This window comes from Rathayibacter sp. AY1D2 (assembly GCF_002932695.1).
In the GTDB taxonomy this organism is placed as follows: Bacteria; Actinomycetota; Actinomycetes; order Actinomycetales; family Microbacteriaceae; genus Rathayibacter.
Genome location: NZ_PSVX01000034.1, coordinates 1 through 23,696, shown reverse-complemented (window position 1 = coordinate 23,696; position 23,696 = coordinate 1). Strand labels below are relative to the sequence as shown.

The window sequence follows — 23,696 nt, the reverse complement described above, 5'->3', positions numbered from 1 at the left end:
CCGGGGCCGGAGCTTCGCCCTGCCCGCGCGCAGCCCGCCGCGAGGGTGCCGTCGTATCGGTGCCGGGCTCTGCCGAGGACGACACGGCACCGGTGGGCAGGCCGTCGCCGGTCAGCTCCTCCCCCGTCGTATCGCCGTGGGCGGCGGTGACCGCTCCGTCCGGCAGGACGTCCTCGCCGGGTTCGAGCTCGTTGTCACTGTTCGAGGAGAACAGGCGGGTGATCAGGCTCACAGGGACTCCCTCACTTCGGTGGGCAGGCGCAGGTGACGCGGGAGCACGAGCCCCAGCGGCAGACCCGCAGCGAAAACGGTGTCCTGCGACCCGAACGCCGGCCGCACTCGAAGACGCGCCGCGGCGGTCAGCGAGTCGATCGCCGCGCGTGCGTCCGCTTCGTGCACAGCGTCGGTGGTCGTCGCGGTGACGATCAGGCCGAAGTTGAGCAGGCCAGCACCGGAGGCCTCCTCCGCCGCGGTCGCCTGGGCGGAGCGGGTGGAGAGGGTCGAGCGGGCGGTGGGCTTGGTCGACGCGGAGCTGTTGAACTGCGCCGCGTTCAGGTCCGCCTCCACGATCGCCGCGGCGCGGGCCGGGTCGATGGGGCGGTAGAGCAGGGTGACGCGCTTGCGAGCGACGTCGCGGTGCGGCGCGAGCAGGCGCGCGAGGATCCCGGACTGCACGACACCGCGCGGCGGGGAGGTCATCGTCCACGACGTCGACACGGCGCCGTCGTGCCGATACGACTCCCACCGGGACTCAGCGGCCGCGGGGCCGACGTCCGTCCACGACAGCTCGGGCACGTCCCCGGAGGCGCGGGCCTCATCGATCAGGACGGCGGCGGCGGGGTCGTAGGCGATCCGGATCACCTCGCACAGTTCCTGAGCACCGAGCGGCCGGGCAGCGCCGGCCCCTGTCGCGGCAAGGCTCGTCGTCAGGCCGGGCAGGCGGGCGGCGAGGTCGGCGGCGACCTCCTTCGCGTTGCGGCGCTTCCCGCCGATGCGAGACAGGGAAGAGAAGGTGATCGCGACGTAGGCGCGGATCGTGGCCGACCCGACCGGGTAGCTGCTGACAACCTCCGAGAGCATCGCTCGAGCGAACTCCGGTGCGTCGGGGTCCATCGACCCTTCGACCTCCGAGCGCAGGCGCGTGCCGGTGTCGGGGGCTGTCTCGACGGTGACGGAGGCGGCCTCGATGCCGGGCTCGTCTCCAAGGTTGGAGAGCCAAATGCCGTACTCCGCGACCTGGTTGTTGACCTGCTCCTGATCCACCAGCGCGGCGCCGTCCGGCTCCGTGGCGATCACGACGGTGTAGTGCTTGGTGGAGGGGACGTGCACGAGAGCGAATCGGCGCCCGTGCGAGTCCTCGTGCTCGGAGAGCTGCGACGCCGCAGCGAGTCCGGGGAGCTGGAACGTGCCCCATTTCGCTCGACCCGCGGGACCTGAACGGTAGACGTTCGCTCCCTTGGCCTTCGTTCGCATCCAGTTCACGCGATTCACCGTCCTTCCGAGGGCGCTCTGCCCGTGCTTGTCCTTCACCGACACCGTCAGCAAGATCCCGCCGAAGATCGCGGCGACGATCAGCGCGGCCCCGAGGCCGGAGAACATCGAGGCGATGATCGAGGAGAGGATGCCGACGAACAGCACGCCCGTGGCGAGCTGTCCGAGGCCGCCGAGTCCCGCAGTTTGCGGGCGACGCCAATTGCCGTACGTGCGCGGCGCCTCAGCGCTGCGCGTAGGAGTTGCCGTGCTCATCAGTTCCCGCTTCCGTTGCCGCCAGTGGCGTCGTCCGTGGCGGCCTTGACCGCCCCTGCTGCGTGCTTCGCGCCTTCGGCGGCCTTCCCTGCCACCGCAAGGCCGACACCGATCGGGCCTCCTGCCGCGGCTGCGGCACCACCGCCTGCCGCCGCACCGCCCGCTGCCGCACCACCGCCGGCCGCAGCTCCGCCAGCTGCGCCACCGCCTGCTGCTGCGCCGCCGCCTGCACCGGAGGCGGCCGGAGTCGCAGCGGGTGACCCCTTGCTGCCGGCGGAGGCGCTGCTGCCGGACGGTGCGGAGCCGAAGCCACCGCCGCCGGGCGACCCTCCGCCCCCGCCGCTGTCGCCTCCGCTGCGCGAGCGGATCGCTCCGCTGGCAATCTCCGCCGCTCCACCGGCCGCGGCCGCACCGAGCAGGAGGCCTGCACCGCCACCGCCACCGCCCACCGAGGCGACAGCGGGGACGAGGAAGCGCATCAGCGCGGGCAGGGCCACGAGCGCGATGAGCATCAGCGCGAGGCCCGTGACGATCTGGAACAGTCCAGTCCCGTCCGACTTGAACAGATCAGTGCCGGTCATCCGGAACGCGATCGCGTAGACGATCGCCGCGGCGGGCTTGTAGAGGATGAAGGCGAGGGTCCAGGCCATCGTCTTCTTGAACCACTGCTGCCCGATCTCCGTATTGGTCGCGGCCGCGGCGATCGGGAAGATGCCGGCGAGGACGACGAGCATCGCGCCGCGGAACACCATGAGCGCGATCTGAACGTAGGTCATGAGCACGGCGAGGATGCCGAGGAGGAACAAGCCAATGAGGCCGATACCCGACGTTGCGGTCAGCGAAATCATCGCGAAGATGTTCGTGCCGAAGCAGTTGCTCTCACCGTTGGTGACGTCGCAGTCGGTGGAGTTGTTGAGGATCCAGATCGAGAAGGCGTCGCCTGCCTGCGTGGCGAGACGGATCACGACGAGTCCCGCGCCGGCGACGGCGATCAGCGTCAGTACCGACCGGGCGAGGGTGCGCAACTCGCCCGCGCGCTGCGTCCAGACCATGCGGCCGGCGGCGACGAGGATCGACAGGATCGCGAGTCCTCCGGCGTACCACTCGAGCTGCCCTTGCACCCAGCCGACGACGCTCGAAGACTCGTTGAGGTGCAGCGCCAAGGGCAGGAACCCTGTCACGAGCGCTGAGGCGGAGGAGAGCAGGAAGACGGCGAAAATGATGACGCCAATGCGTCCCATGTGCGCCTCGCCGTCGCCGTGGCGGCGACGGGTGCTCATCATGACGCCGGCGATGATGAGCGACATGACCGCGAGGCCCGCCGCGACCCACGTCACGTAGCCGAGGATCGTCTCGAACGCTTCCGGTAGGGGCGGGGTACCGCCACCGTTAACGCCGCCTCCCCGGTCGACCACGGTCACCGGGGAGGGAACGTTCACCCAGAGGGTGCCGAGCGAGATGACCGCTTTGCCGAAGCCCTCCAAGATGTTGTTCACGAACTGCTGCAGAGCGTCGTTCGACGCCTGCGAGACGACCTTGCCGATGCCTTCTCCGGTCCAGCAGAGAACGTCGACGACGGAGCACGGCTCTTTGTCGGGGACTGGGGTCATGTGGTGCCGCTCCAAGGGAGGTAGCCGCCGAGGCTCTGCAGAGCGACCGGGCGGAAGGTGGGGAGTCCGTCATCGGTGAGCACGAACTTCCAGTCGCCCTCGGACCAGCTGAGGGCGTAGGGGAAGCTGATGAGACGTCCGTCGGAAATCTGGAAGGCGATGTCGATGGTGGCGTTCTGGCCGTCGTAGGCGAGGACTTTCACGCCGGCGATCTGGGAGCTCAGGCCGGTGTTGCTCTGAGTGGTCTCGCGGGCCAGCGCGGCGTCTCGACCGGGGCCGGGGACGGTGAGGCGTTCGGTGACGAGGTCGCTCAGACGGCCGTCCGTTCCCATCGCCCAGAGGTTCGCGACGGCGAAGGCTGCGCCTTCCACGGTGTGCGCGTAGCAGCTGCGGACTCCGTCGGCGTCGACGACGCCAGGCCCTGCATCGTCCGAGGAGGGCGCTGCCATGGTCCCAACGATGGTCCATTCCGCGTCGGGTGCGGCAGCGAGGCTGCCGCTCTCGTCGAGTCCAGGGAGGCCGCAGATGCTCGCAGCATCGGCGTCGAGCTCTGAGGCCTGGGAGGTGGGCGTTGCAGTGGTGGCGGGCACGGCGGTGCCCTGCCCGCCACCACTGTCCAGGGACGTGACGGCGAGCAGAATTGCGGCCAGGACGAGGATTCCGAAGATGATCGCTCCGAAGATGAATCCTCGACTGGTGAACGGGTTGCGCTGCTCCGTGTCGCTCATGACGTCGTGCCTTTCGTTGGTGGTGCGGTCGGTTTCCTCCGGACGCTACGCACCCATGAGGAAGCCGACGATCGTGAAGGCGGCGGACACGATGATCACGCCGACGAGCAGGCGTCCGAGCCAGCCGCCGATCTCTCCGCCTTCGCCGCGGCGGGCGGAGACGGTCATGGTGACGCCGAGGATGATCAGGCCGACGACGGCAACGCCGAGGCCGACCCACTTGGCCCAGCCCATGACTGTGGTGAAGGCCTCGAATCCGGGGGGCATGCCGCCGGGGCCCGGATCCGGCACGACCGCGCCGAGCGCGCCCGCGGTGGTGAGGATGTCGGTCGTTGCTGCGAGCAGTGCAGACATGGTGTGCTCCGTTTTCTGTGTTGGGTGGTGCGGGGTGATCGGCGCCGCGGTCGCGACGTCGAAAGGGTCCGGTCATCCGGTGATGAGGGGGCCGTCGGCGTAGGCGACGTCGAAGTGCAGGTGGTTCGGGGTGTCACCGAACTGGGTGATGTGCTGATAGGTGGTCGACCGGCACTGGATCTGGCCGGCGCGAGAGCCCTGGGGCACCTGCGGGTCCAGGACCGTCAGCAGTTGCAGGGCGTTCGCGTCGCAGCCGGTGGTGGCCGTGCCGTCGAAGGAGAAGAAGTCAACGGCGTTCCCGCCGCCGTTCATCCAGTGCGAGGAGCCGGTGCCGGCGCCCAGCAGTGAACCGGTGCACTGTCGGTTGAGGTCGGAGACGCCGACCTTCCCGAACGTGTTCAGGGCGATGGTGATGACCTGGAGGATCCGGACGTCGATGCCGCAGTTCTCTTTGGCGGTCCCGGCGGCCATGTCGCGGATCTGCTGCGCGTAGCGGTCCTCGAGTAGGCGCAGGCGCCCCTCGTCCATCGCCGTCACGAGTCCGGCGGCGAGGGCCTGCGCGTCTCCGGACACGGCTACGCATCCACCGACCGGCTCAGCCGTCGTAGGCGTGGTGCTGGTCGGCGTCGACGGAACACTGACCGGTGCGCCGGTCGTCGCCGGCCCCGTCGTGGTGCTACCGAGCCCGTTCAGATAGGTCATGATCGCCACGGCGTCGGCGCGGTACTTCGTGTAGTGGTTCGGGTCGGCGTTGCGCTGGACCTTGTTGATCGCGATGGAGGGCTCCATTGCCGGCCAGCCCTCGACGGCCACGAGGCGGTCGTAGAAGAAGCCCGCCGAGGTCGTCGGGTCCATGCGCTGCTCGACGGTGCCCCAGCTCGACTGCTGCTGGAACAAGCCGGTCGAGTCAGCGACCGACCCGTCCGGGTCGATCGCACCGTCCCCGTAGCTGATGTTCACCAGGGAGGACTCCCCGATCGCCGTCTGCACGCCGAGCGTCTGCCCGTCCGCGCCGAGCCCATTCGCTGCCCCTGCGTTCACGATCAGTGCCGCGTTCACCAGCTGGTCGTGTCTATAGGCGCCGACCTTCGCGTCCGCGGGGATGGCGGAGACGTTGATGGGCCCCCCGCCCGGCAGGCATGCCGCGGCAGCGGAGCCGCCGAAGAACAGCACCCACAACAGCATCGCGACCGCCACGACGGGCACCATGACCGCCGCCAGCACCCCCAGTCCCCCCTTCTCCATCCGGCTACTCCGAGGCCAGAGGGGTGATCTGCTCGACGGCCCAGGGAGTGCTCTCGCTGGTGCGGTGGACGTACACGGAGTACTCCCCCGCGTCGGTGGGGACGAGGATGCGCATCGTGAACGCGCCGTCACCGTCGCGCACTCGCGCTTCGCCTGTGACGCTCGTGCACGGCACGTTCGCGGGGTCGACCGTCTCGTAGGCGATAGCCGCCCGCTGCGAGAGCACCGGATACAGCTCATTGATCCAGAACTCGTATTCGAGCGACGGACGGCAGAAGGCGGCAACCGCATTCGTGGCTACCGCAACGGTGTCGCTCACTACATCTGGTTCTGGAGTCGGCTCAGTGTCACCAGGACCAGGTCGGCTGGGCGCGAGTTCCGCTGCTGAGGGCGCAGCGGTCGGTACAGGCGTCGTCGTCGTCGGCGACTCGCTCTCGTGCGGTGCGTCGTCCGACCGGGTGGAGGTGCAGCCGCCGATGAGGAGCGTGGCGCAGAGAGCAAGCAGCACGGGCGAGTACCGAAACGAAGATGCGAGCACGCGTCTAAAACTACCGATTTCGGTAGCTATTGCAACCTGAGTGAGTTACCGAAATAGGCTTATATCATCTTTGGTACATTCCATGCGTGGCTAGACGACCAGCGCCGGGACCGACGGACTTCTCGCGACGCGTGGTCCGCGCGGTCGAGACGCTCCGCGATCGTGCGCGGCTGACCAACACCGAGCTCATCCGCGCCGCGGGCATCTCGGCGAACTACTTCTACATCCGCCTCCGGGGCGAAGCGCCGTTCACCACCAACGACATCGAGAAGCTCGCCGGAGCCTTCGGAGTCGAGCCGTACGAGGTGCTGCAGCTCGCCTCTTCCCCGACAGCGGAGGATGGCGGAGCAGAGCTCACTGCTGAGCGCATCGACGGCAGGGAGTTCGCTCGGAGACTAAAGTTCCTCGCCGAAGGGCCGACTAGCGCCGATGCTCCGGTCTTCACCCTCGATGCCCTCGTTCAATCGCTCCACGGCCGTGACATCAGCTTCGACCCGGAAGAGTGGGACGAGATGCTCGGGCTGGAGGGCTCCACTCGGCTGCCGGTCGATCTGCTCGTCGGTCTCAGCGAGTTTTTCGGTGTCAGCTACGAGTACCTAACCGCGAGGCGTGAAGACGAAGCCAGCGAGCTCATCGAAGCCGAGATCCGCTTCCACCGGGCATTGCTCGCGACCGGTGCAACCTCCATCAGCGCCCGAGCGCTGGGTGGCATGAACGCCAAGCAACTCGCCGCCGTCACCAAGGCGATTCTCTCGATCGAGCGAACTCCGAAGGAGGGCACCACCCCATGAGCGCCACCCAGAGCAACGACGCCCTGTGGTTCGAGCACGCCGAGGTCGAGGCGCGCACAGCGCACGCATTCGAGCAGCACCGATTCGAGGACGACCAAACCCTGGACGCCCTCCTCGAGCACGTCGCCGACCTGCACGGCAAGCCGATCCACGTCGACGCCATCGACGACACGGACTGGGAGACGCTCACAGCCCTCTGGGTCGACTTCCCCCACGAGGCCCAGATCCTCTACCGCTCGACTGATACGCGGCTCTACCAGATGCACTGCATCTTGCACGAACTCGCTCACATAGTCCTTCGCCACCCCGGCTGCAACGTCCTGGGAGACGACTCCTCCCTCGCGTCGTACCGGGGAACGAACGGACTCGTGCGCGGCCGCCTCCTGGAAACCGGCGGCTCGGAGGACCTCGAGAACGCCGACGGCGACCGGCGCATCCTCGAAGGAGAAGCAGAGCACCTAGCACACCTTCTCTCCCGCTCGCTCCTGCGTCCTCGCTTCCGGGAGGACGAGGAGGTCTTCGGGTAGATGCAGGCTCTGGCACTGATCGCTCTGGTGATTCTCGCCGTCGTCTTCGTCGCCCGGATCCCCGCCGCTGTCTCCCAGCCCTCAAGCCGGCTGTCCTGGCTCGCCAGCGGAGTCGGCTCCCTAGCGCTACTCACCCGAGTCCACCCCGGGCTGGATCGGTTCATCGGTGGTGAGAACTACATCAACCTCGCCCAGAATCTCCTTGCGACCACCGCCTTCTGGCTGGTCATGCGCGCCGCCCTCCTTCAGTCCCGCAGCACCCCGCGATTCTGGACCAGGAAGCTCATCCTCGTTGCCATGCTCGTATCCTTCGCGGTGCCGTTCCTGTTCATCACCGACAAGGAACCCACCTCGAAGACCTTCATCACCGAGCACATCACTCAGACCAGCACCTGGCTCTACGCCAGCATCTATATGACGGCAATCCTGGCCATCTCGACGATGCTCCTGTTGGGTCTCCGCCGCAGACAGGCGCGCTCCTACGGCTTCTTCGTCGCCGGCAGCAGTCTCGTCATCCTCGCGTGCATCGACGAGATCGTCGTCTTGGCTCTCGACCACTTCGAGGTCACCGATCTGGGCTTCCGCATCCTCCTACGAAACGCGTTCGACTTCCTGTTCTACTGCGGCGTCATCCTCATCGTCACCGGAATCGCCTCCTTCACTCTGCAGAAGGCCATGCGAGAGGCGCGACTCGGCCGACATGCGCGGCGACTCCGCCGGCTCGCCACCCGGCTCGCAGTGATGCCGCCCACGAACGGGTCACACGGCACTCGAGACGAATCTCCGATCGCTGTCGTGTACGACCTCGTGATCGCCCTGCGCGACTTCGAGAACGCCCATCGCGGCCGCCTGACCGTCGCGGACGCTCGCCGCGTGGCAGAGGCCGAGGCCATCGTGATGGAACAGCTCCCCTCCCCCGCGACCACGAAGGCCTGGACCTGATGAGCGCACGACGTGGCAGCGCGAGAACTGCCCTAGGAGCGGTCGGAACCGCGATAGGGGCGCTCTCTCTGCTGGCCGGAGTTGGTGTCGTGCTGGGACGGCGAGTCGTGATGCCGGGGCGCAAGAGAACCATGCGGGTCATCGCATCGACCCCGGACACCCTCACCCTCGACGCCACGCCCGAAACCCTTCACGACGGCGAGTACGGCTTCTGGTTCGACTCCGATCGGGGCCATGCACTCGTCGGCCGGATCCTGCACCACGACCCGCTAGGTCGGACCGTGCGCCGGGAAATCCTTCGAGTCAGCGGAGGCGATCTCTCCACCGCTCACGAAGGCCGATGGACCGGACACGTCTTCGCGCGTCCCGAGGACATCGACCCGAACGCGCGCGAGATCCACATCGACTCACCAGCAGGTCCCTGTCCGGCATGGCTCTTCCCGTCGACCGGCGGCGAGGAGGAAACGACCTGGGCGATCCATGTGCACGGCATCCGCACCACACGCATCACGGCGCTGCGCTCCGTCCCCGCGGCACGCAAGCTCGGATACACATCGCTCGTTCCTTCGTTCCGCGGTGATGGAGAAGCGCCACCGACGAGTAACGGAGCGTCGGCCCTCGGCGAAGCCGAGTGGGAGGACGTGGATGCTGCGATCAGCTTCGCCGTGGCGCACGGAGCGCGAAGCATCGTGCTGTTCGGCTGGTCGCTCGGTGGTGGCATTGCTCTTCAGCTGACCGAAAGATCCCGACATCGCGACGTCATCGCAGCCCTTGTCCTGATCGCCCCGGCTACCGACTGGCGGCAGGTCATCCGCGCCGGAGCACGCCGTGCTCACCTGCCATCAGTAGTCGGTGCGCTCGGAACGTTCGCGCTCTCGACTCGCCCGCTCAGTACCCTCGTCGGACTCCCCCGACCCATCGACTTCGACGCCCTGGACTGGACCCGAGAACCGCGACTCACCGTCCCGAGCCTCCTCATCCACTCGGACGGAGATCGAGAGGTGCCCGCCTCGTTGTCGCGAGCGTTCGTGAGCGTGAACGACGAGCGAAGCGAGCTGGCACTGCTTCCGCCGGCTGCACACGCATGGGAGTACAACGTGGCGCCGGACGCGTTCGAATGGATCGTGACGCACTGGCTCGGCCGCCACTCGCAAGTCCCTGGCTCTGAGCATGTAATGAATCAAGATGGGTAAGAGTATCCGTACCTAATTTGGTACGGTGTCCTCATGACGGCAAGCGGGTGGGCGCCTAGGCAACGCGTGGGTCGAATCGCGGTCGACGTCGAGCGCCAGGCGCCGCCGCGTCTCGCGATCCGAGCGCCGACTTGGCGACACACCGCCCACCTAACGTTTCCGTTAACGGAATCGCAGGATGATTTCGCCCATGGCTAGACCGAGCAAGGGACAACGAGTCCCCATCATGGCGAAACCCGCGGTGCCTCTTGCCGAGGTCATCAAGGCCAATGCGACAGCCGCGGGGTTGAGCTACGGCGAGTACATCACCGCTCTCGCAGCGGAGTCTCTCGGCATGCCCGAGTACGCCCCGCGTCCTCGGCGCGATCGCATCAACGAACTGCCCATCCCTCAGGAGGCGCGCACGACAGCCGCTTAAACGAAGGAGGCCCGCCGGAGCGGGCCTCACCAAGTTTCGTAGCTCAGAACCCACCGCCGACCAAAGCCCGGGTTCAGAGCTAATCAAGTCACCACCCTCACGGGAGGCTTCTCTATGCCCGAAAGATTACACGACGGGCCGAGAGATTCAACGATGGATCTTTCGGCGCGCCGAAACAGCTCGTCGACGCTCGGCGGCGACGCATGGTCGCTGACACGTCGGCTGAGCCCGCGCAGCACTGTCCGAACGATGCGCCGCGATGCCTACGGGCGCTTGGACGAGAACGCCTACCCGGCCGCTTTCCCCGTCTCCCCTGCTGCGCCGGCGGCCCCGTGGGCGATCTACCTCGCAGATGACGCCGGAGCGTTCCGGCTGCTCTGCTTCGACTTCGACGGCAAGGACTCCCACGGCGTTGATGCGGACCTCATGGAGCAGGCCGCGGACGACTGCGACGCACTCTCCGCCGTTCTGGACGCGCACCAGGTCGCTCACCTCGTGTGCCAGTCCTCCGGAACCGGCGGCCGGCACCTGTGGATCGCACTCGCCGAGGGTGTTCCGGCCGAGTCAGTGGCTCGGCTGGCGATCGCCGCTCGTGCGAACTTTCGCACGCTGGATCACGGGATGCTCTGCAACCCCCGCACCGGCGCCGCTCGACCTCCCCTGTCCCCGCACCGCGACGGCAGCTTCTCGAGCGTTCTCCGCGGCCGCGCGGAAGAGCTGCTGAATGCGACCGTCACCGCGGTCGCCATCGAGGCCGTGACCGCTGCGCTGCAAGCGTCCCGCCCGCCGCGCGCCATCGACGTCACTCCCCCGGCCGCCCCGACCACCACGCACCGGGCGCACCGCCAGCTCAGCGCTGCCGGCGCCGGACACATGGCGGCCGCGGGTGGCGGTGCGAATCCGTCGTGGACGGCGTTCATGTGCCTGCTCTCCGCGGCTCACGCCGGCTGGTCCCTGACCGACGTCGAGCACGCCGCCCGCACCGCTCCCGGGATGGAGCACTACCGGACCAAGAACACCGGCCGCGGCCACCGCCGCCCGCGATCGCGCGACGAAGCGGCCGAGCGCCTGACGCGGCAGTGGGAGAAAGCGCTCCAGTACGCGGCGCTGCACGCCGTTCTCCCGTCCGAGCGCGAGCCGAGCGACCTGGCGGAGCTGGAGAGCCTCGTCGGCTCCGTCAGCGCCCTCCTCGACCGGTTCCGGGTGAGCCCGGGCCGGTGGGGTCGGAGCGAGCGGGCGACGTCGGAGAAGACGATCCTCACCGCCCTGGCCTACCTCACCCTGCACACCGGCAAGCGCACCGTCGCCGCGTCCATCCGTGACCTCGCCCTCCTCGCGGGCCTGGGCCGAACGACCGCGGCCAGCGCCCTGCGGACGCTGCGCGAGGACGGCTACGTGCAGCTCGCCGTCCGTGCGGACGGCTCGAACGCCAGCGAATGGCGATTGTCCGAGCACCTTTCCACAGGCTCTCTGCAAGGTCCGGTCACAACCACTAATAACCCCCGCCCCCCCGGGCCGATCTTCACCGAACGAACCATGCTCCTCACCATGCTCGAAGCCGACCTCACCGACACCCGGCACGACCTCTTCACCCGCGCCGGTCTGGGGCACCTGGCAGGAAAGACCTACGCTTTGCTGCGCCGAGAAGGGACCCTCGCCCTCGACGCCGCAGCCACGCTGCTCGGCATCACCACCCGCACCGCCGCCACCGCCCTCTCCCGCCTACGCACACACCGGCTGATCATCAAGCACACGACGGGATGGACCCGAGCCAAGCGCGATCTCCGCACTGTCGCAGCTCGCACCCTCGGCGTCGACGGAGCCCTCGCTGATCGAGCCCACCGCTACGACGTCGAGCGCGAAGTCTGGGCTTGGTGGCAAGCAGAGCTGAGCCACCGCTCCTCCTCCCCCAGACAACGCCCGCGACGCCGACACGTGTCGAGCCGACTCTTGTTCGAGGACACCACACCCGGTGAGCGCGTTTGGCCGCTCTACCCCCGCGACGCCGCCGGCCGCGGCGATCACCGCGAGGCGCTGCACTGGGGACGCACCGGCATGCTCGCCCCCGGCTCGCTTTGGTGGTCCTCCACCGCTGCCTAGCCCCGACGCTGCCCTTCGACGTCGACGCGGACCCGAGCTCGACGCGCCCGAGACGGCCCCGCCGACCGGCGTACATGAGCGCTGTCAGATCCTCCGACCTACACTCGACTTTCATCGAACATACGTTCGAACACGTCGAGAGGTATCGAGATGACTGTGACGATCGTGGAGCGGATCTCGACTCCGGCGCCGGACGCCGTGGCGATCGCGTTCCTCGTTGCTGGCGACGCGGTAGCGGCCGGTTTTCCCTCCCCCGCGCAGGACTACTTCGACGGCTCTCTCGACCTCAACGACCACTTGATCCGCGACAAGACGTCCACCTTCATCGTCCGCGTCTCCGGGGAGAGCATGGTCGGTGCCGGCATCAGCGATGGCGATGAGCTGGTGGTCGATCGCTCCCTCTCCCCCAAGCACGGCAACGTCGTCGTCGCGATCCTCGACGGCGAACTCACCGTCAAGCGCCTCGAACTCTCCCCCGGTGGCGTGATCCTGCGCGCCGAGAACTCCGAGTACCCGCCGATCCTCGTCCCGGAGCTCAGCGACCTCCAGGTGTGGGGCGTCGTCACCGTCTGCCTCCACCACCTCCACCGTGCGCTCTGAGCAGCGGATCGGTCTGGTCGACGTCAACTCGTTCTACGTCTCCTGCGAGCGACTGTTCGCCCCGAAGCTCGCAGGCCGGCCCGTCGTCCTCTCGAACAACGACGGATGCCTCCCCACTGGGGTGAACCAGCCGCCGCTCACGCGAGGTGAGGCTGCTCCCCCGCGTCTCCCAGACAAATGCATAGTGCATTCAGTCCAATATCTGCATTCAGGATGGTTGCATATTGCATCTATTCTGTCACATGCATGCACTATGCCTGCAAGCTGCAACCGTTCTGCCATCTGCATTCACTATGACTGCGCCTTGCATCCATCCTGCAATGATGTCAGACTGGTATCACTTCGCAGCAGTTTGCATCCCTGCCGCTCGCGCATATGGATCGCAAGACGCATGCACTTTGAAGCCAAATTGAAAGCGATGTGAACGCATGATCATTCTGATCGGCAGCCAGAAGGGCGGCCCGGGGAAAACGACCATCGCGGTCAATCTCGCCACGGAGTACGCCCGCCAAGGCAAGGACGTCTGCCTGGTCGATGCCGACCCGCAGCGCTCGGCGGCCAGGTGGCACGCCGACCGCGAGGAGAACCGACACCAGCCAGCGATCGCGTGCGTCGAGAAGCTCGGCAGCATCCATCAAACTCTGCAAGACCTCGCGACTCGTTACGACGTCGTGATGGTCGACGTCGCAGGCAAGGACAGCAAGGAGATGCGCACCGGCATGACAGCCGCAGACAAGCTCGTCGTGGTCGTTCGGCCCAGTCAGCTCGACCTCGACACTCTCGGACACATGACCGAAGTCATTGACCAAGCTCTCGATTTCAATCCCGACCTGGACGTGCGCGGCCTCATCGCCCAGGCCCCCTCCAATCCGGCCGTCACGGAACGAACCGACGCAGGGGAGTACCTGGCGGAGTACCCGCGCATCCGGCCTCTCGAGACAGTGATCCACGAGCGGAAGGCTTACCGAGACGTCGTGGGAGAAGGGCTCGGGGTTGTCGAATGGAACAACGTCAAGGCAAAGTCTGAAATTCAGGAACTTGCTGCGGAGTTGGTGGCGTAATGGCAATCAAGAAGCGGCCAGCCGTGGACCCTGCCGCGATCGAAAGGTTCGGTGACGCGGCCGACGCACCCCCGGCCCCCGCAGCGCAAGCCGCTACGACGGCGACTACGCCGCTGGCAGTGGCGAAGTCGGCCGGGAGGGCAGCGGGCACAGCGAAGCGGCCCGTCGAGAGCGCGGGGGAGTGGCCTAGCGGACTCGGCCGAACTCTCCTCGTCCGCTGGCCTGACCCTGCTTTGGCGAAGGAGTTGGCCGAAGTTGCAGCTCTCGAGGACCGCAGCCAGCACAAGACCGCGCTCCGCGCCCTGCAACGCGGGCTCGAAGCCCTGCGCGCCGACCACCAATCTGAGCGCTGACCAGTCAAGTCCGATGCATTCATTTTAATATCAGAATGAATGCAAGTAGATCACCGCATTGCTCTCTGTCCCCTGTCCCCTCAACTTGATAGAATCTTCTATAGGAGGTGGTTGCCGTGTCGATCGCTGAGAGGCCCGACGGGGACACTGTTCGCCGGTTACGCAGCTTGCAGGCCGTAACCCGCGTGTCATACCTCCGCGCGTTGCGGACGGCGGCCGAAGGCACCACTCAGTCGCAGCTCGCCCGCGACATCGGCATCTCGCAGCCGTCGGTCAACAGTGCGTTGAAGTCTGCGGCCGCAGTGCCTGACGTGCGTCCCGGGTTCTCTGGCGCGACGCCCTACGAAATCGCTCAGCGCTACGACGCGGGAGAGCTGACGCGGGAGCAAGTCATCGATGAGCTCGGCCGCTGGCCGTATCGTCCAGGCTCGCCCAGCGATAGCTACGACTGGACCACCTTGGACCCGGGGGAGTTCGAGGAAGTAGGTCGCGCTCTCACTGAGCACCTGATCGACGCGGACGCGTACGACGAGATCCTTGACCGCTACAGCGAGCAAGGTCGGTGACGGCGGAGGACTCGTCAGCGATCGCCGCGCACCGTGAGACGGTGCGCGCGTGGGCTCGGGCGGGAGGCCCACTGAGCCCTGCGAGTGAGCGCGCGACGGTCAACAACCGGGACTGGTTCACCCGGGAGTCGGATGGATCGGTCCAGCCTCGCGCTGCCCGCCGACTCATGCACGCCCGCCTCGTGGACGAGTACCGCGCTCACTTTCCCGACGTCCGCTCGGAGAAGAAGGCGATCATCCTCGCCGGCCCACCAGGAGCGGGAAAGTCGACAGTTCTCGCAGACGTGCTCGGCGCCGACCGCAGCGCGTGGCTCACGGTCGATGCCGACGAGTTCAAGCGAGCGCTGCTCACCGAGGCGATCAAGGACGGCAGCTACGACCGCGCCATTCTGCCGCCAGAGGTGCGCTCCGCCGAGGCGGCGGGGGAGAAGTTCTTCCCGCTCGAGCTGGCCTCCCTCGTGCACGAAGAATCCTCCCTCCTCGCCACCCAGCTCCGCGCTGCGGCGATGCGAGACGGCCAGAACGTCGTCATCGACACCGTGCTCTCCTCACCCGAGAAGGCAGTCGAGCTGGGGCAACGGTTCGCGGCCGCCGGCTACAGCGTCGAAGTGATCGACGTCGAGGTGCCGTTCGAGCTGTCGGAAGCGCGGATCGCCGGTCGGTGGCAGCAGTCCTACGAACGCGCCCTCGCCGGCGCCGATGAGCTCGGCGGCCGATGGGTTCCCAGCGAGTACGCCCGCAACGTCTACGCCGGCCCCGAGGGTCGTTCGTTCCCCGAGTTCTCCGCTGAACAGCTCGCAGAAACCGGCCCGACCGTGATGCGATTCCGCCGGTTCAACACCGCCAGCGAAGGACAGCCGCGCACTGTCCACGTCGACAAGTCCCGCACGGCGTTTGGACGCCCGCTAGTCGATACCGCCCTCGTGCAGACACGCGCAACAGCCGCTCAGAGCTTCCCCACGAGCAGGAAGCCGGCCCGCGGCCCCGAAATCGGAGGCCTCGGCCGCTAGTCGGCCCAGACGATCACGCCCGGGGTACTTCGCACGCTGGACGCTGTGTCATGCCCTGTACCCCGCTGAGCGCGTCTTAGACACCCGTTCCGGGGGCGCGAGGGTCCTCGCGCAGCGTCGCTGCGCGACACCGTGGGGAGGCCGCAGAGCGGCCCATCCTTCGGGTTTTCTTCACCTCTCCGCGGTCTCAACCTATTTCGCTCCACCGGCTGCGTGCCACCGATCCCGGACGCGCCCTGCGGGCTTATTTCGCCCGTGATCGGCGTCACTCCGCCGCCTCCACTCAAACGGTTTTCCCCGCCGGAGAGGCAAAGAAAAACGATCAGCCAGAGGGAGACGCACCATGAGCGAGCAGCGCGGCACACGTACCGAGGTCATCAAGAGCGAGAACCACGGACCCGGAGCGGAGGGCATCAGCCGGACCGCGCGTCAGGTGGTCATCGTCGGCGCCGGTGGCAACGACCCGGTGACCGAGCAGACGCCCGCCGTGCGCCTGGTCACCCGCAGCGGTGGCCGCGCGGTGGCCGGGGTGACGTTGCAGCACTTTGAGCCCGTCGAGCCGCTGCCCGCGGATCGCATCGGCTACATGGCTTCCGGTGCCTATGTCGTCGTGCCGGTCGCGGTCGCCCGAGCGCTCGACCTGTACCCCGCCGCCTACTCGCTGCACGACCGCAGCGAGACGCCAGCCGACTACCTCGCCAACGACTGATCACCGACCCGAGAAGGAGAACCGACATGCTCACCATCACCCACACCCCCGAGGCCGGAACGATCATCGAGGGCACCAGCCGCGGAGACGGCACCGCCGAGATCCTCAAGGCGAACGGCTGGCGCTGGGGCCGCTCCATCGGCGCCTGGTACGTCCCGCAGTCCCGCGACCGCCTCCCGAAGTGGTGGACCATCAACCGTGCCGCGACCGCCCTGCGCGACGCCGGGCACGAGGTCACGATCGACGCTGACGAGACGTTCCGGCCCACCGCCGAGGTCGAGGCGGACAAGACCGAGCGCCAGGCCGCCCGCGTCGATGCGCTCGACGCGAAGGCCGACCGGCGCGCCGCGGACGCCGACACCGCCGACGCGGCCGCGCGCCGCGCGCTTGACCGGCTCCCCGAGGGAGGCGAGCCGATCAAGATCGGCCACCACTCCGAGAACCGGCACCGCAACGCGATCGCCAAGGCGGATGCCGCGATGGGCCGCAGCGTCGAGGCCGACCGCGAAGCCACCCGCGCCCGTGCCCGCGCCGACGTCGCCGCCGGGACCACCGAATCCCGCTACGCGCCGGGAATGGTCGCCCGCCGCATCGACCGCCTCGATACCGACATTCGCGGCTGCACACGGAGGATCGAGGGTAGCTCGCACAACTTCGGCGGCGGCTACATCGAGACGACCGCCCCCGCGACCGGCGCCTACCGGGAGCGGCTGCTCACCCAGCGCGCGCAGCTCGAAGACCAGCGCGACTACTGGAGCGCCGTCCGCGAGGCGCAGGCCGCCGCCGGACAGGTCACGATCCACAGCCGCGACACGATCAACAAGGGCGACATGATCAAGCACCGCTTCGGCTGGCACGTCGTTACCCGCGTGAACCCCAAGAGCGTGACCGTCGCGCTCGACTGGAACGACGGCACCCGCCCCTACAAGGTTGTCTACGCCGACGTGCAGGGACACCACACCGCCGCCGAAGTCGAGGCAGCCCGAGCCGCCGCCACCGAGAAGGCCGCCACCGAGACGGCCGCCGCGAGCTGAACGGTTGCGAGCTACCTACCTAGATACCTAGGTAGGTAGCTCGTGAGGGGCGGGCCCCTCACACACCCCGGGATTCCCGTTCCGGGAGGCACGAGCTGCGCTCGTGTCACTGCGAGTCACGTCAGACGCAGTGCCTCGCGAATTGCGCCGTCGTACTGCTCCCTCTCGAAGGTGAGGGTACGAACAAGCTCTCCGTTCGGACACCATCCGGCGAACTCATCGGTCACGCCGAAGCCAAGCCGCCGGCTGAGCCGGCCGAGAAGCGTTGATGGAGGTGGAAGCGGTCGAAGAGTCTCTGACTCCCACCGGGAGTCCTTCCACTGGACGATCTCGTCGCTGCGCACGAGTTCTGCGCTGAAGAGGATGCCGCAGCTGGAGTCGCCGCAGGACGCGCAGCTGGCCAGCGCGATCCGGCCAGGAAGCATGGCCGTGACGACCGATGGTCCTTCTCCGAGAAGCGAGAGGAGGAACGGACGCCACTCGCCCCAGGGTGCCGTGAAGACGTCACCCGTACCCTCCGGATCGTCGTCGGTCACGAAATCCCCGATGGGACGTCCGTCGAGGGTGATGTCCGGTTCTCCCGTCACGCTCGAGGTGACGACCGCTATCACCGTGCGTTCCCTCATGGACACATCGTGACATCGGCGACCGCGAGCGGTCCGACTATGACAGGGCGGGCGCGAGCTGCGCTCGTGCAGCGGCGACGGAGCACCGCCAGGAGGTCGCCCGGCTGCGCCGGCCGCCGTTGGTCGCCCTACGGGCTCACACCCTTTTTTGCCGTGAAGCCTTCGGCGGCTCCCTCCGCTTCGCTGCGGTCGTAGCTACCTACGGGCTCCGTTCAAGTGGCTGCGCCACCGGCTCCTCCGAGACTTTCGGCACGCGGGAGCTTTGCTCCCTCACATCGCGCCGAAACTCTCTCCACCGCCGCCCTGCTGGTTGCACTGCGCCCTCCGGTTGCTAGGGCGGAGAACCGCCTTCACGGCAAAAAAACGATGAGGAAGAGGAAGAACATGCAGCAGATCACCACCGTCAGCACCTTCGTCCCGGCCGCAAACGAGGACGGGATGCAGAGCCAGTTGCGCCGGATCGCCGAGCGCGACGTCGACCTCTCAGGTCTGGCACGCAACGGGTGGGCGCTGGCACACACCGCCACGATCCCCGGCCCCGAGGGCGTCATGTTCGTGGACACCCTCACCCGCACCGAATCCTGACCCGCATCACCACCGAGGAGCAAACGCCATGTCCGACACCATCACCACCAGCCCCGCGGCCGAGGAGCCGACCCTCCTTGACGCGGTGGCCGAGTTCGCGTCCGTGTTCTCCCACGGAGACACCGCCGACGAGCTGGCCGTGCGACTCAGCTGCGCCGAGGTCGACGCGCTGGTCGGACTCCTGCGAGCATTCGGACGAGATGAGGCCGCGGACCTGTGGATCGCGGAGCACGCGAGCGACGACGACGAGGGCGACGCCCACACCCCGGAAGGAACCCACCGATGAGCGAGCAGCAGCAGACCACGCCCGACCCGGCGGCGACCTACCAGGCGGCCGTCGCGGCCTTCGCGGCCACGCTCTCCGACCCGGCCGTCACGGAAGCTATCGCCCCGACGCTGCCGTGCTGGCGCGCGACGGGCATCATCGACCTCCTCACCCAGGCCGGATACACCGACGCCGCCGAGAAGTGGGCCGAGCTGCACGCCTGGTCCCCGGTCAACGACGAGCACGACCCGCATCGCGGCGACCGGTGGGACGACTGATGCTCACCGTCTACTCGAAGCCGTCGTGCGTGCAGTGCACCATGACCTACCGGGTGCTCGAGAAGAAGGGCATCGAGTACACCACCGTCGACATCACCACCAACCCCGCAGCGCTCGCGTACGTCACGGAGGAGCTGGGCTACTCCGCCGCCCCCGTGGTCGTCGCGAGCGACCAGGATCACTGGTCGGGCTTCCGCCCCGACCTCATCGAGAAGCACGCCGCATGACCGGCCCGAACGTCACCGGCGACGACTACCGGGCCGGGTACCTCGCCGGACAGGCCGACCGGCAAGGCGAAGTCGACTGGCTGGAGAACGAGGCCGACCGGCTCTACCGCCTCGCCTACGGCGACGAGCGCCGCGTCCCCGACCTCACCGTCACGCGCGCCGAGCTCGAACAGCGCAGAGCGCTGTCCGAGCCGCCCGTCGAAGTCACCCGTCGCGACGCTCTGGCGTCCTGGGGCATCGAGACACCCCCCACCGACACCCCGGCCGCCGCGGCCGCGACCGAGAACCCGTCGACGTCGACGGGACCCACCAACCGCACGAGCAGGAGACGACAGATGAGCACCAGGACCATCACCGGCAACCTCGCCGCCGACCCCGAAGCCCTACAGGCGGGCCGCGTCCAGATCGTGAAGCTGCGCGTCATCGAGAACACCGGCGAATACCGCGCGGGGGAGTGGACCCCGCACGACGCCCCGACCACGCACTACGTCGAAGCGAAGTTCGAACTGGGCGAGCACGTCCTCGCCTCCCTCCACAAGGGAGACGCCGTGATCGTCGTCGGCTACGAGCGCACCGTCGCCTGGGGCGAAGGCGAGAACCGCCGCACCGGCCGCGTCCTCGAAGCCGACGCCATCGGCCCCAACCTCACCCGCGCGACCGCCGTCGTCACCACAACCACCCAGCGCGCACCCCGACGCAGCGCCGCCCCCGCGGCTGAGTAAGTTGGTCGGCATGTGGGACGGGATCGCTCTGCTGCTGGCCGTGACAGGTGCCGCGCTCGTCGTCGCCGGTATCGTGCCGCTTTATCGCGACTCCGAGCTCCACTCCGCGCAAGTGTCCGAGGTCGCGGTCGACAAGCGCGCTCGGGCCCGCGGCGCTCTCCTGGCTGCCGTTGTTCTCTTCTCCGTAGCGGCCGTCGCACTCCTCGCCGGGACGGCCTGAGCCCCTACTCCGAGACGTCCGCGATCCGGAGCGCGGAGAGGATGACGTGATCCTCCGGAATCGCCGCGCGCACTTCCGCGATCGCCGAGGCCGACGTCACCGCGATGATCTTCTTCTACGGGCGATATTCGCGATTGTCCGTGGTCGAGGGCGGCGGCCCCGGATTTGGCTGCTGATAACTGCCCACACCGAGTGAGGCCAGTCCGGCGGACACCGCCGCGCCCACGACGCGGGCGACGAACGCTACTGACTTCCCGACGAGCTTCAACGCTGTTGCTATCACGGAACCATCACCTTCAGGACTGGATGGCAACGCTAGTGGCTTGGAGCCGCCCGGTGCTCTACTCGAGCCGTCCGCGATCCGGAGCACGTAGAGGATGACGTGATCCTCCGGAATCGACGCGCGCACTTCCGCGATCGCCGCGCACTGCGCCGATACGACTCGCTCGAGCAAGTGGGTTGGCGTCACCGGCCCGTGAGGGGCGATCCCCTCACACTCCCCCCTGAAGCGGTCGCTCGGGGGGAGCGGCTGTGTTCGTTCCTCGCGCTGGTCAGCGCCAGTGGGCGAGTTCGCTTGCCATCAGCAGTCGAGCACGAGCGAGGAGCCCGCGCACAGCAGCTGGGGTTAGGTCGAGGTCGAGAGCGATCTCGTCGTAGCTGAGCTCGTGCAGCTGCCGCAGCTCCCAGCAGCGACGCTGCAGCACCGGCAGCTTCTCGAGCACCCGCCGAGCGTCCGCCGCGAGAACGGCGCATCGGCCGGCGGCTTCGGGGTCGTCCTTTTCGAGCGCCGGCAGTTCCTCGTTCAGCTCCGACCGGCGCGCGGACGCGGGCGCGCGGAGGCGGTCGATGCTGCGCCGGCGGGTCGTGGTCGCCAGCCAGCCGGCGATCGTGTCCCCGTCGATCACGTTGTCGATGTGCGTCCATGCGGCGAGGAACGTCTCCTGCACCACGTCATCGACGTCGGCGGAGCTTCCGAGGGTTCGCGACGCGATCGCTCGCAGCAGACGCGAGTAGCGGTTCACGATCGCCGCGAACGCGCGGTCATCGCCCGACGCGGCGCGGATGACGAGCACCCGGTCCGAGTCCATCGGCAACGCGGGCAGGGTCCCGTGATCGAGCAGTACGGCAGGAGCGGTGGCTCGCGTCTGAGGTCGTGCGGTGGCGAGCATGCGGGGCTCCGGTCGTCGAAAAGTATGTGTCCGCATACTTCGTAACAGAGGCACGTATCGATGACCCAGGCCTTGACCCCAATGCAGGGGCGTATATAAACGACAGATTCGACCCTAATCGGCAATTGTCGTTCTTCAGGGCGTGATCCCGGTCCGGGGCGCGAGCTGCACTCGCGCAGCGGTGACAGAGCGCCGCCGAGGGGAGGCCGCGATGCGGCCCGTTCCACCCGTTTTATTCACCTCTCCGCGGTTTCAACCTATTTCGCTCCCCCGGCTCCGTGCCACCGATAGCGGACGCGCCCTGCGGGCTTATTTCGCCCGCTATCGGCGTCACTGCGCCGCCTCCACTCAAACGGTTTTCCCCGCCGGAGAGGCAAAGAAAAACGATCAGTCAGAGGGAGCACCCACACCATGCAGACCATCACCGACTTGCAGACCACCGCGAAGACCTACCTCACGCTCGCGAACACCCGCGCGGTCGACGTCCGCGTCGTGGGCACCGACCCCAAGACGACGCCCTCGGTGCACGTCACCCGCCGCAAGTCCGGCGTCTGGGAGGCGTGGCACTCCGACCAGCTGCACGGCATCACCAGTGGCTCGTTCCGCCACTGCATCGCCCACGCCCGCCGCGCAGCGATCCGCCGCGTCGCCCCGTTCCTGAACCGCTGAGAGGACCACACCATGACCCGCACCGACACCGGCCGCGCCACGGCCGAACAGCTCGCCCTCATCCTCGCGATCAGTCGCGACGAGGACCCGGAGAACACCACCGCGACCGACGCGGAGATCCTCGCGCACACCCGCAACACGCTCGGACTGCCGGGGGAGTGCGGACCCGGCGGGATGCCTGTCTACGACGACGGCACCGCCGAGGCCGCCGCGCTGATCGCGTTCCTGACGCCCGCCGAGTAGTGCGGGGGAGGGGCCGGCCTTCTGGGCCGGCCCGTGAGGGGCGACCCCCTCACACTCCCCCGGGGAGCATGGCTTTAGTGGAAGTTGATCGTGGAGGGCGCAGGTGCCTTCCAGGACTCTTCCTGATACGAGTGCGGGTCGTGAGCCTCGCGGGGCGGCTCCCCGAACGGATCCTTCGGCAGCGCCGTCGGCGCTTTGGTGAACTTCGCGCGGAGCGATGCGGCGATGGAGCGAATGCGGTAGATCACGGCGTTCATGTCGTTCTCCCGTTCGGGGTGATCAAGCGTCACCTGCCCGAAGCCTACCGACGTCGTTTCTCCGGCGGGGCGCGAGCTCCGCACGCGCAGCGGTGACGGAACACCGCCGGCAGGAGCCGCTACGCGGCCGGATTACCCGTTTTCTTCACCTCTCCGCGGTTTCAACCTATCTCGCTCCGCCGGCTACGTGCCGTCTCTCTCGGACGCGGTCGCAAGCTCCCTTATTTCGCCCAAGAGAGCCGTCACTCCGCCGACTCCACTCAATTGGTTATCACTCGCCGGAGAGGCAAAGAAAAACGATCAGGAAGACGACAAAAGCCCCGTAGTTGGTCTAGAACCACGGGACTTGTCACCTTCATGGTCGCACACCGATTGAGGAGAAACCATCGTGACTATCACCACCGGAACCGGGACCGTTCAGCACATCGACCCGACCGCCCTCGTGATCGAGGCGAACGTGCGCACCAGCGCCCCGCTGACGAAGGACTTCATCGCGTCGATCCGCGAGAACGGCGTCATCACCCCGGTCCTCGCCCGCCGCGACGAGCACGGCAACGTCATCGTCCGCGCCGGACAGCGCCGCACCCTCGCCGCCCGCGAGGCCGGAGTGCCCACGATCCCCGTCTACGTCGTGGAGGGCGACGAGACGACCGCGGACCGGATCGTGCAGCAGATCATCGAGAACGACCAGCGCGCCGAGCTGAGCGTCGCGGACCGCACCGCCGCGTGGGCGCAGCTCGCGTTCGAGGGCGTCACCGCCGCAGCGATCGCCAAGCGCACCGGCACCAAGACCGACGCGGTGAAGAAGGGCCTCGCGGTCGCGGAGTCCGCGACCGTCACGTCCGTTCTGCACGAGCACGAGCTGACCCTGGACCAGGCGGCGGTGCTGTTGGAGTTCGAGGACGACGCC

The 23,696-nt window shown here is 67.8% G+C and carries 29 protein-coding genes; 20 read left to right on the top strand and 9 right to left on the bottom strand.

Features of this window, described 5'->3' with window-relative positions:
* Window positions 1-228: 228 nt before the first annotated feature.
* From C5D04_RS10425 to C5D04_RS10400, 6 genes are all read right to left on the bottom strand, one after another.
* A complete protein-coding gene (locus C5D04_RS10425; protein WP_181068413.1) occupies window positions 229-1,746 on the bottom strand; it encodes an SCO6880 family protein in 1,518 nt (505 codons plus the stop codon).
* The gene (locus C5D04_RS10420) at window positions 1,746-3,167 is read right to left on the bottom strand and encodes a hypothetical protein (RefSeq protein ID WP_146087856.1); all 1,422 of its coding nucleotides are present in this window, start codon (window positions 3,165-3,167) and stop codon (window positions 1,746-1,748) included. Before C5D04_RS10420 ends, C5D04_RS10425 begins: the two co-directional genes overlap by 1 nt.
* Before the next feature lie 185 nt (window positions 3,168-3,352).
* Window positions 3,353-4,084 (bottom strand): hypothetical protein, encoded by a 732-nt coding sequence (locus C5D04_RS10415; RefSeq protein WP_104292855.1) that lies wholly within the window; start codon window positions 4,082-4,084, stop codon window positions 3,353-3,355.
* A 45-nt stretch (window positions 4,085-4,129) separates the two neighbouring features.
* A complete protein-coding gene (locus tag C5D04_RS10410; RefSeq protein WP_104261433.1) occupies window positions 4,130-4,438 on the bottom strand; it encodes a hypothetical protein in 309 nt (102 codons plus the stop codon).
* 72 nt (window positions 4,439-4,510) lie between these two features.
* The gene (locus C5D04_RS10405) at window positions 4,511-5,683 is read right to left on the bottom strand and encodes a hypothetical protein (RefSeq protein WP_104292854.1); all 1,173 of its coding nucleotides are present in this window, start codon (window positions 5,681-5,683) and stop codon (window positions 4,511-4,513) included.
* A gap of 4 nt (window positions 5,684-5,687) precedes the next feature.
* The gene (locus tag C5D04_RS10400; RefSeq protein WP_146078515.1) at window positions 5,688-6,002 is read right to left on the bottom strand and encodes a hypothetical protein; all 315 of its coding nucleotides are present in this window, start codon (window positions 6,000-6,002) and stop codon (window positions 5,688-5,690) included.
* Window positions 6,003-6,352: 350 nt separating this feature from the next.
* Between C5D04_RS10400 and C5D04_RS10395 the strand changes: the two genes are divergently transcribed.
* The 11 genes from C5D04_RS10395 to C5D04_RS10335 all read left to right on the top strand — a co-directional run bounded on the left by C5D04_RS10395 (window position 6,353) and on the right by C5D04_RS10335 (window position 17,525).
* Window positions 6,353-7,012 carry a helix-turn-helix transcriptional regulator gene (locus tag C5D04_RS10395; RefSeq protein WP_104292852.1) on the top strand — a complete coding sequence of 220 codons (660 nt, stop codon included), beginning with the start codon at window positions 6,353-6,355 and terminating at the stop codon, window positions 7,010-7,012.
* Complete coding sequence (locus tag C5D04_RS10390) at window positions 7,009-7,539, top strand: hypothetical protein (protein WP_104292851.1); 531 nt, start codon at window positions 7,009-7,011, stop codon at window positions 7,537-7,539. Before C5D04_RS10395 ends, C5D04_RS10390 begins: the two co-directional genes overlap by 4 nt.
* Window positions 7,540-8,481 (top strand): hypothetical protein, encoded by a 942-nt coding sequence (locus C5D04_RS10385; RefSeq protein WP_104292850.1) that lies wholly within the window; start codon window positions 7,540-7,542, stop codon window positions 8,479-8,481.
* A gap of 131 nt (window positions 8,482-8,612) precedes the next feature.
* Window positions 8,613-9,674 carry a S9 family peptidase gene (locus C5D04_RS10380; RefSeq protein ID WP_258068244.1) on the top strand — a complete coding sequence of 354 codons (1,062 nt, stop codon included), beginning with the start codon at window positions 8,613-8,615 and terminating at the stop codon, window positions 9,672-9,674.
* Window positions 9,675-10,341: 667 nt separating this feature from the next.
* On the top strand, window positions 10,342-12,192 hold the full coding sequence (locus C5D04_RS10370; protein WP_104292847.1) for a hypothetical protein: 1,851 nt from the start codon (window positions 10,342-10,344) through the stop codon (window positions 12,190-12,192).
* 150 nt (window positions 12,193-12,342) lie between these two features.
* Complete coding sequence (locus C5D04_RS10365) at window positions 12,343-12,792, top strand: LexA family transcriptional regulator (RefSeq protein WP_104292846.1); 450 nt, start codon at window positions 12,343-12,345, stop codon at window positions 12,790-12,792.
* A gap of 428 nt (window positions 12,793-13,220) precedes the next feature.
* Window positions 13,221-13,853 (top strand): AAA family ATPase, encoded by a 633-nt coding sequence (locus C5D04_RS10355; protein ID WP_104292844.1) that lies wholly within the window; start codon window positions 13,221-13,223, stop codon window positions 13,851-13,853.
* A gap of 469 nt (window positions 13,854-14,322) precedes the next feature.
* Window positions 14,323-14,772: a hypothetical protein gene (locus tag C5D04_RS10350; RefSeq protein ID WP_104292843.1), complete on the top strand. Its 450-nt coding sequence runs from the start codon at window positions 14,323-14,325 to the stop codon at window positions 14,770-14,772.
* A 182-nt stretch (window positions 14,773-14,954) separates the two neighbouring features.
* A complete protein-coding gene (locus C5D04_RS10345; RefSeq protein WP_258068243.1) occupies window positions 14,955-15,782 on the top strand; it encodes a zeta toxin family protein in 828 nt (275 codons plus the stop codon).
* Window positions 15,783-16,125: 343 nt separating this feature from the next.
* Window positions 16,126-16,491, top strand: a complete 366-nt coding sequence (locus tag C5D04_RS10340) for a hypothetical protein (protein ID WP_104292842.1) — start codon at window positions 16,126-16,128, stop codon at window positions 16,489-16,491.
* A gap of 26 nt (window positions 16,492-16,517) precedes the next feature.
* Window positions 16,518-17,525, top strand: coding sequence for a DUF3560 domain-containing protein (locus C5D04_RS10335; RefSeq protein ID WP_104292841.1), 1,008 nt, complete (start codon window positions 16,518-16,520; stop codon window positions 17,523-17,525).
* A gap of 116 nt (window positions 17,526-17,641) precedes the next feature.
* On the opposite strand, the gene C5D04_RS10330 is transcribed toward C5D04_RS10335, so the two are convergent.
* Entirely contained in the window at window positions 17,642-18,151 is a 510-nt protein-coding gene (locus tag C5D04_RS10330; protein ID WP_056865921.1) for a hypothetical protein, read from the bottom strand.
* A 384-nt stretch (window positions 18,152-18,535) separates the two neighbouring features.
* On the opposite strand from C5D04_RS10330, the gene C5D04_RS10325 reads away from it, so the two are divergent.
* The 6 genes from C5D04_RS10325 to C5D04_RS10300 are packed head-to-tail and all read left to right on the top strand — an operon-like array spanning window position 18,536 to window position 20,448.
* Complete coding sequence (locus C5D04_RS10325) at window positions 18,536-18,736, top strand: hypothetical protein (protein WP_104273023.1); 201 nt, start codon at window positions 18,536-18,538, stop codon at window positions 18,734-18,736.
* A gap of 28 nt (window positions 18,737-18,764) precedes the next feature.
* Window positions 18,765-19,022 (top strand): hypothetical protein, encoded by a 258-nt coding sequence (locus C5D04_RS10320; protein WP_104292840.1) that lies wholly within the window; start codon window positions 18,765-18,767, stop codon window positions 19,020-19,022.
* A complete protein-coding gene (locus tag C5D04_RS10315; protein ID WP_056865926.1) occupies window positions 19,019-19,279 on the top strand; it encodes a hypothetical protein in 261 nt (86 codons plus the stop codon). The genes C5D04_RS10320 and C5D04_RS10315 overlap by 4 nt, the downstream gene beginning before the upstream one ends.
* A complete protein-coding gene (gene nrdH, locus C5D04_RS10310; RefSeq protein ID WP_056045893.1) occupies window positions 19,276-19,506 on the top strand; it encodes a glutaredoxin-like protein NrdH in 231 nt (76 codons plus the stop codon). The genes C5D04_RS10315 and nrdH overlap by 4 nt, the downstream gene beginning before the upstream one ends.
* The gene (locus C5D04_RS10305; RefSeq protein ID WP_104292839.1) at window positions 19,503-20,228 is read left to right on the top strand and encodes a single-stranded DNA-binding protein; all 726 of its coding nucleotides are present in this window, start codon (window positions 19,503-19,505) and stop codon (window positions 20,226-20,228) included. Before nrdH ends, C5D04_RS10305 begins: the two co-directional genes overlap by 4 nt.
* A 10-nt stretch (window positions 20,229-20,238) precedes the next feature.
* Entirely contained in the window at window positions 20,239-20,448 is a 210-nt protein-coding gene (locus C5D04_RS10300; protein WP_146078514.1) for a hypothetical protein, read from the top strand.
* Window positions 20,449-20,999: 551 nt separating this feature from the next.
* Here the strand turns inward: C5D04_RS10300 and C5D04_RS10295 are convergent.
* The gene (locus tag C5D04_RS10295; protein ID WP_181068412.1) at window positions 21,000-21,536 is read right to left on the bottom strand and encodes an RNA polymerase sigma factor; all 537 of its coding nucleotides are present in this window, start codon (window positions 21,534-21,536) and stop codon (window positions 21,000-21,002) included.
* A 492-nt stretch (window positions 21,537-22,028) separates the two neighbouring features.
* On the opposite strand from C5D04_RS10295, the gene C5D04_RS10290 reads away from it, so the two are divergent.
* The gene (locus C5D04_RS10290; RefSeq protein ID WP_104292837.1) at window positions 22,029-22,286 is read left to right on the top strand and encodes a hypothetical protein; all 258 of its coding nucleotides are present in this window, start codon (window positions 22,029-22,031) and stop codon (window positions 22,284-22,286) included.
* Window positions 22,287-22,298: 12 nt separating this feature from the next.
* Window positions 22,299-22,529, top strand: coding sequence for a hypothetical protein (locus tag C5D04_RS10285; RefSeq protein WP_104247873.1), 231 nt, complete (start codon window positions 22,299-22,301; stop codon window positions 22,527-22,529).
* Window positions 22,530-22,603: 74 nt separating this feature from the next.
* Here the strand turns inward: C5D04_RS10285 and C5D04_RS10280 are convergent, their stop codons facing one another.
* Window positions 22,604-22,819, bottom strand: a complete 216-nt coding sequence (locus C5D04_RS10280; RefSeq protein WP_146078513.1) for a hypothetical protein — start codon at window positions 22,817-22,819, stop codon at window positions 22,604-22,606.
* Between the two features lie 355 nt (window positions 22,820-23,174).
* Here C5D04_RS10280 and C5D04_RS10275 point away from each other — a divergent pair.
* A partial coding sequence (locus tag C5D04_RS10275) for a ParB/RepB/Spo0J family partition protein (protein WP_258068888.1) occupies window positions 23,175-23,696 on the top strand: 522 nt, incomplete at its 3' end.

Coding starts and splice junctions, on each gene's coding strand:
- C5D04_RS10425 (WP_181068413.1), bottom strand. CDS start 1,746: ATGAGCACGGCAACTCCTACGCGCAGCGCTGAGGCGCCGCGCACGTAC.
- C5D04_RS10415 (WP_104292855.1), bottom strand. CDS start 4,084: ATGAGCGACACGGAGCAGCGCAACCCGTTCACCAGTCGAGGATTCATC.
- C5D04_RS10410 (WP_104261433.1), bottom strand. CDS start 4,438: ATGTCTGCACTGCTCGCAGCAACGACCGACATCCTCACCACCGCGGGC.
- C5D04_RS10405 (WP_104292854.1), bottom strand. CDS start 5,683: ATGGAGAAGGGGGGACTGGGGGTGCTGGCGGCGGTCATGGTGCCCGTC.
- C5D04_RS10390 (WP_104292851.1), top strand. CDS start 7,009: ATGAGCGCCACCCAGAGCAACGACGCCCTGTGGTTCGAGCACGCCGAG.
- C5D04_RS10385 (WP_104292850.1), top strand. CDS start 7,540: ATGCAGGCTCTGGCACTGATCGCTCTGGTGATTCTCGCCGTCGTCTTC.
- C5D04_RS10380 (WP_258068244.1), top strand. CDS start 8,613: ATGCGGGTCATCGCATCGACCCCGGACACCCTCACCCTCGACGCCACG.
- C5D04_RS10370 (WP_104292847.1), top strand. CDS start 10,342: ATGCGCCGCGATGCCTACGGGCGCTTGGACGAGAACGCCTACCCGGCC.
- C5D04_RS10365 (WP_104292846.1), top strand. CDS start 12,343: ATGACTGTGACGATCGTGGAGCGGATCTCGACTCCGGCGCCGGACGCC.
- C5D04_RS10355 (WP_104292844.1), top strand. CDS start 13,221: ATGATCATTCTGATCGGCAGCCAGAAGGGCGGCCCGGGGAAAACGACC.
- C5D04_RS10340 (WP_104292842.1), top strand. CDS start 16,126: ATGAGCGAGCAGCGCGGCACACGTACCGAGGTCATCAAGAGCGAGAAC.
- C5D04_RS10335 (WP_104292841.1), top strand. CDS start 16,518: ATGCTCACCATCACCCACACCCCCGAGGCCGGAACGATCATCGAGGGC.
- C5D04_RS10330 (WP_056865921.1), bottom strand. CDS start 18,151: ATGAGGGAACGCACGGTGATAGCGGTCGTCACCTCGAGCGTGACGGGA.
- C5D04_RS10325 (WP_104273023.1), top strand. CDS start 18,536: ATGCAGCAGATCACCACCGTCAGCACCTTCGTCCCGGCCGCAAACGAG.
- C5D04_RS10320 (WP_104292840.1), top strand. CDS start 18,765: ATGTCCGACACCATCACCACCAGCCCCGCGGCCGAGGAGCCGACCCTC.
- C5D04_RS10315 (WP_056865926.1), top strand. CDS start 19,019: ATGAGCGAGCAGCAGCAGACCACGCCCGACCCGGCGGCGACCTACCAG.
- C5D04_RS10305 (WP_104292839.1), top strand. CDS start 19,503: ATGACCGGCCCGAACGTCACCGGCGACGACTACCGGGCCGGGTACCTC.
- C5D04_RS10300 (WP_146078514.1), top strand. CDS start 20,239: ATGTGGGACGGGATCGCTCTGCTGCTGGCCGTGACAGGTGCCGCGCTC.
- C5D04_RS10295 (WP_181068412.1), bottom strand. CDS start 21,536: ATGGACTCGGACCGGGTGCTCGTCATCCGCGCCGCGTCGGGCGATGAC.
- C5D04_RS10290 (WP_104292837.1), top strand. CDS start 22,029: ATGCAGACCATCACCGACTTGCAGACCACCGCGAAGACCTACCTCACG.
- C5D04_RS10285 (WP_104247873.1), top strand. CDS start 22,299: ATGACCCGCACCGACACCGGCCGCGCCACGGCCGAACAGCTCGCCCTC.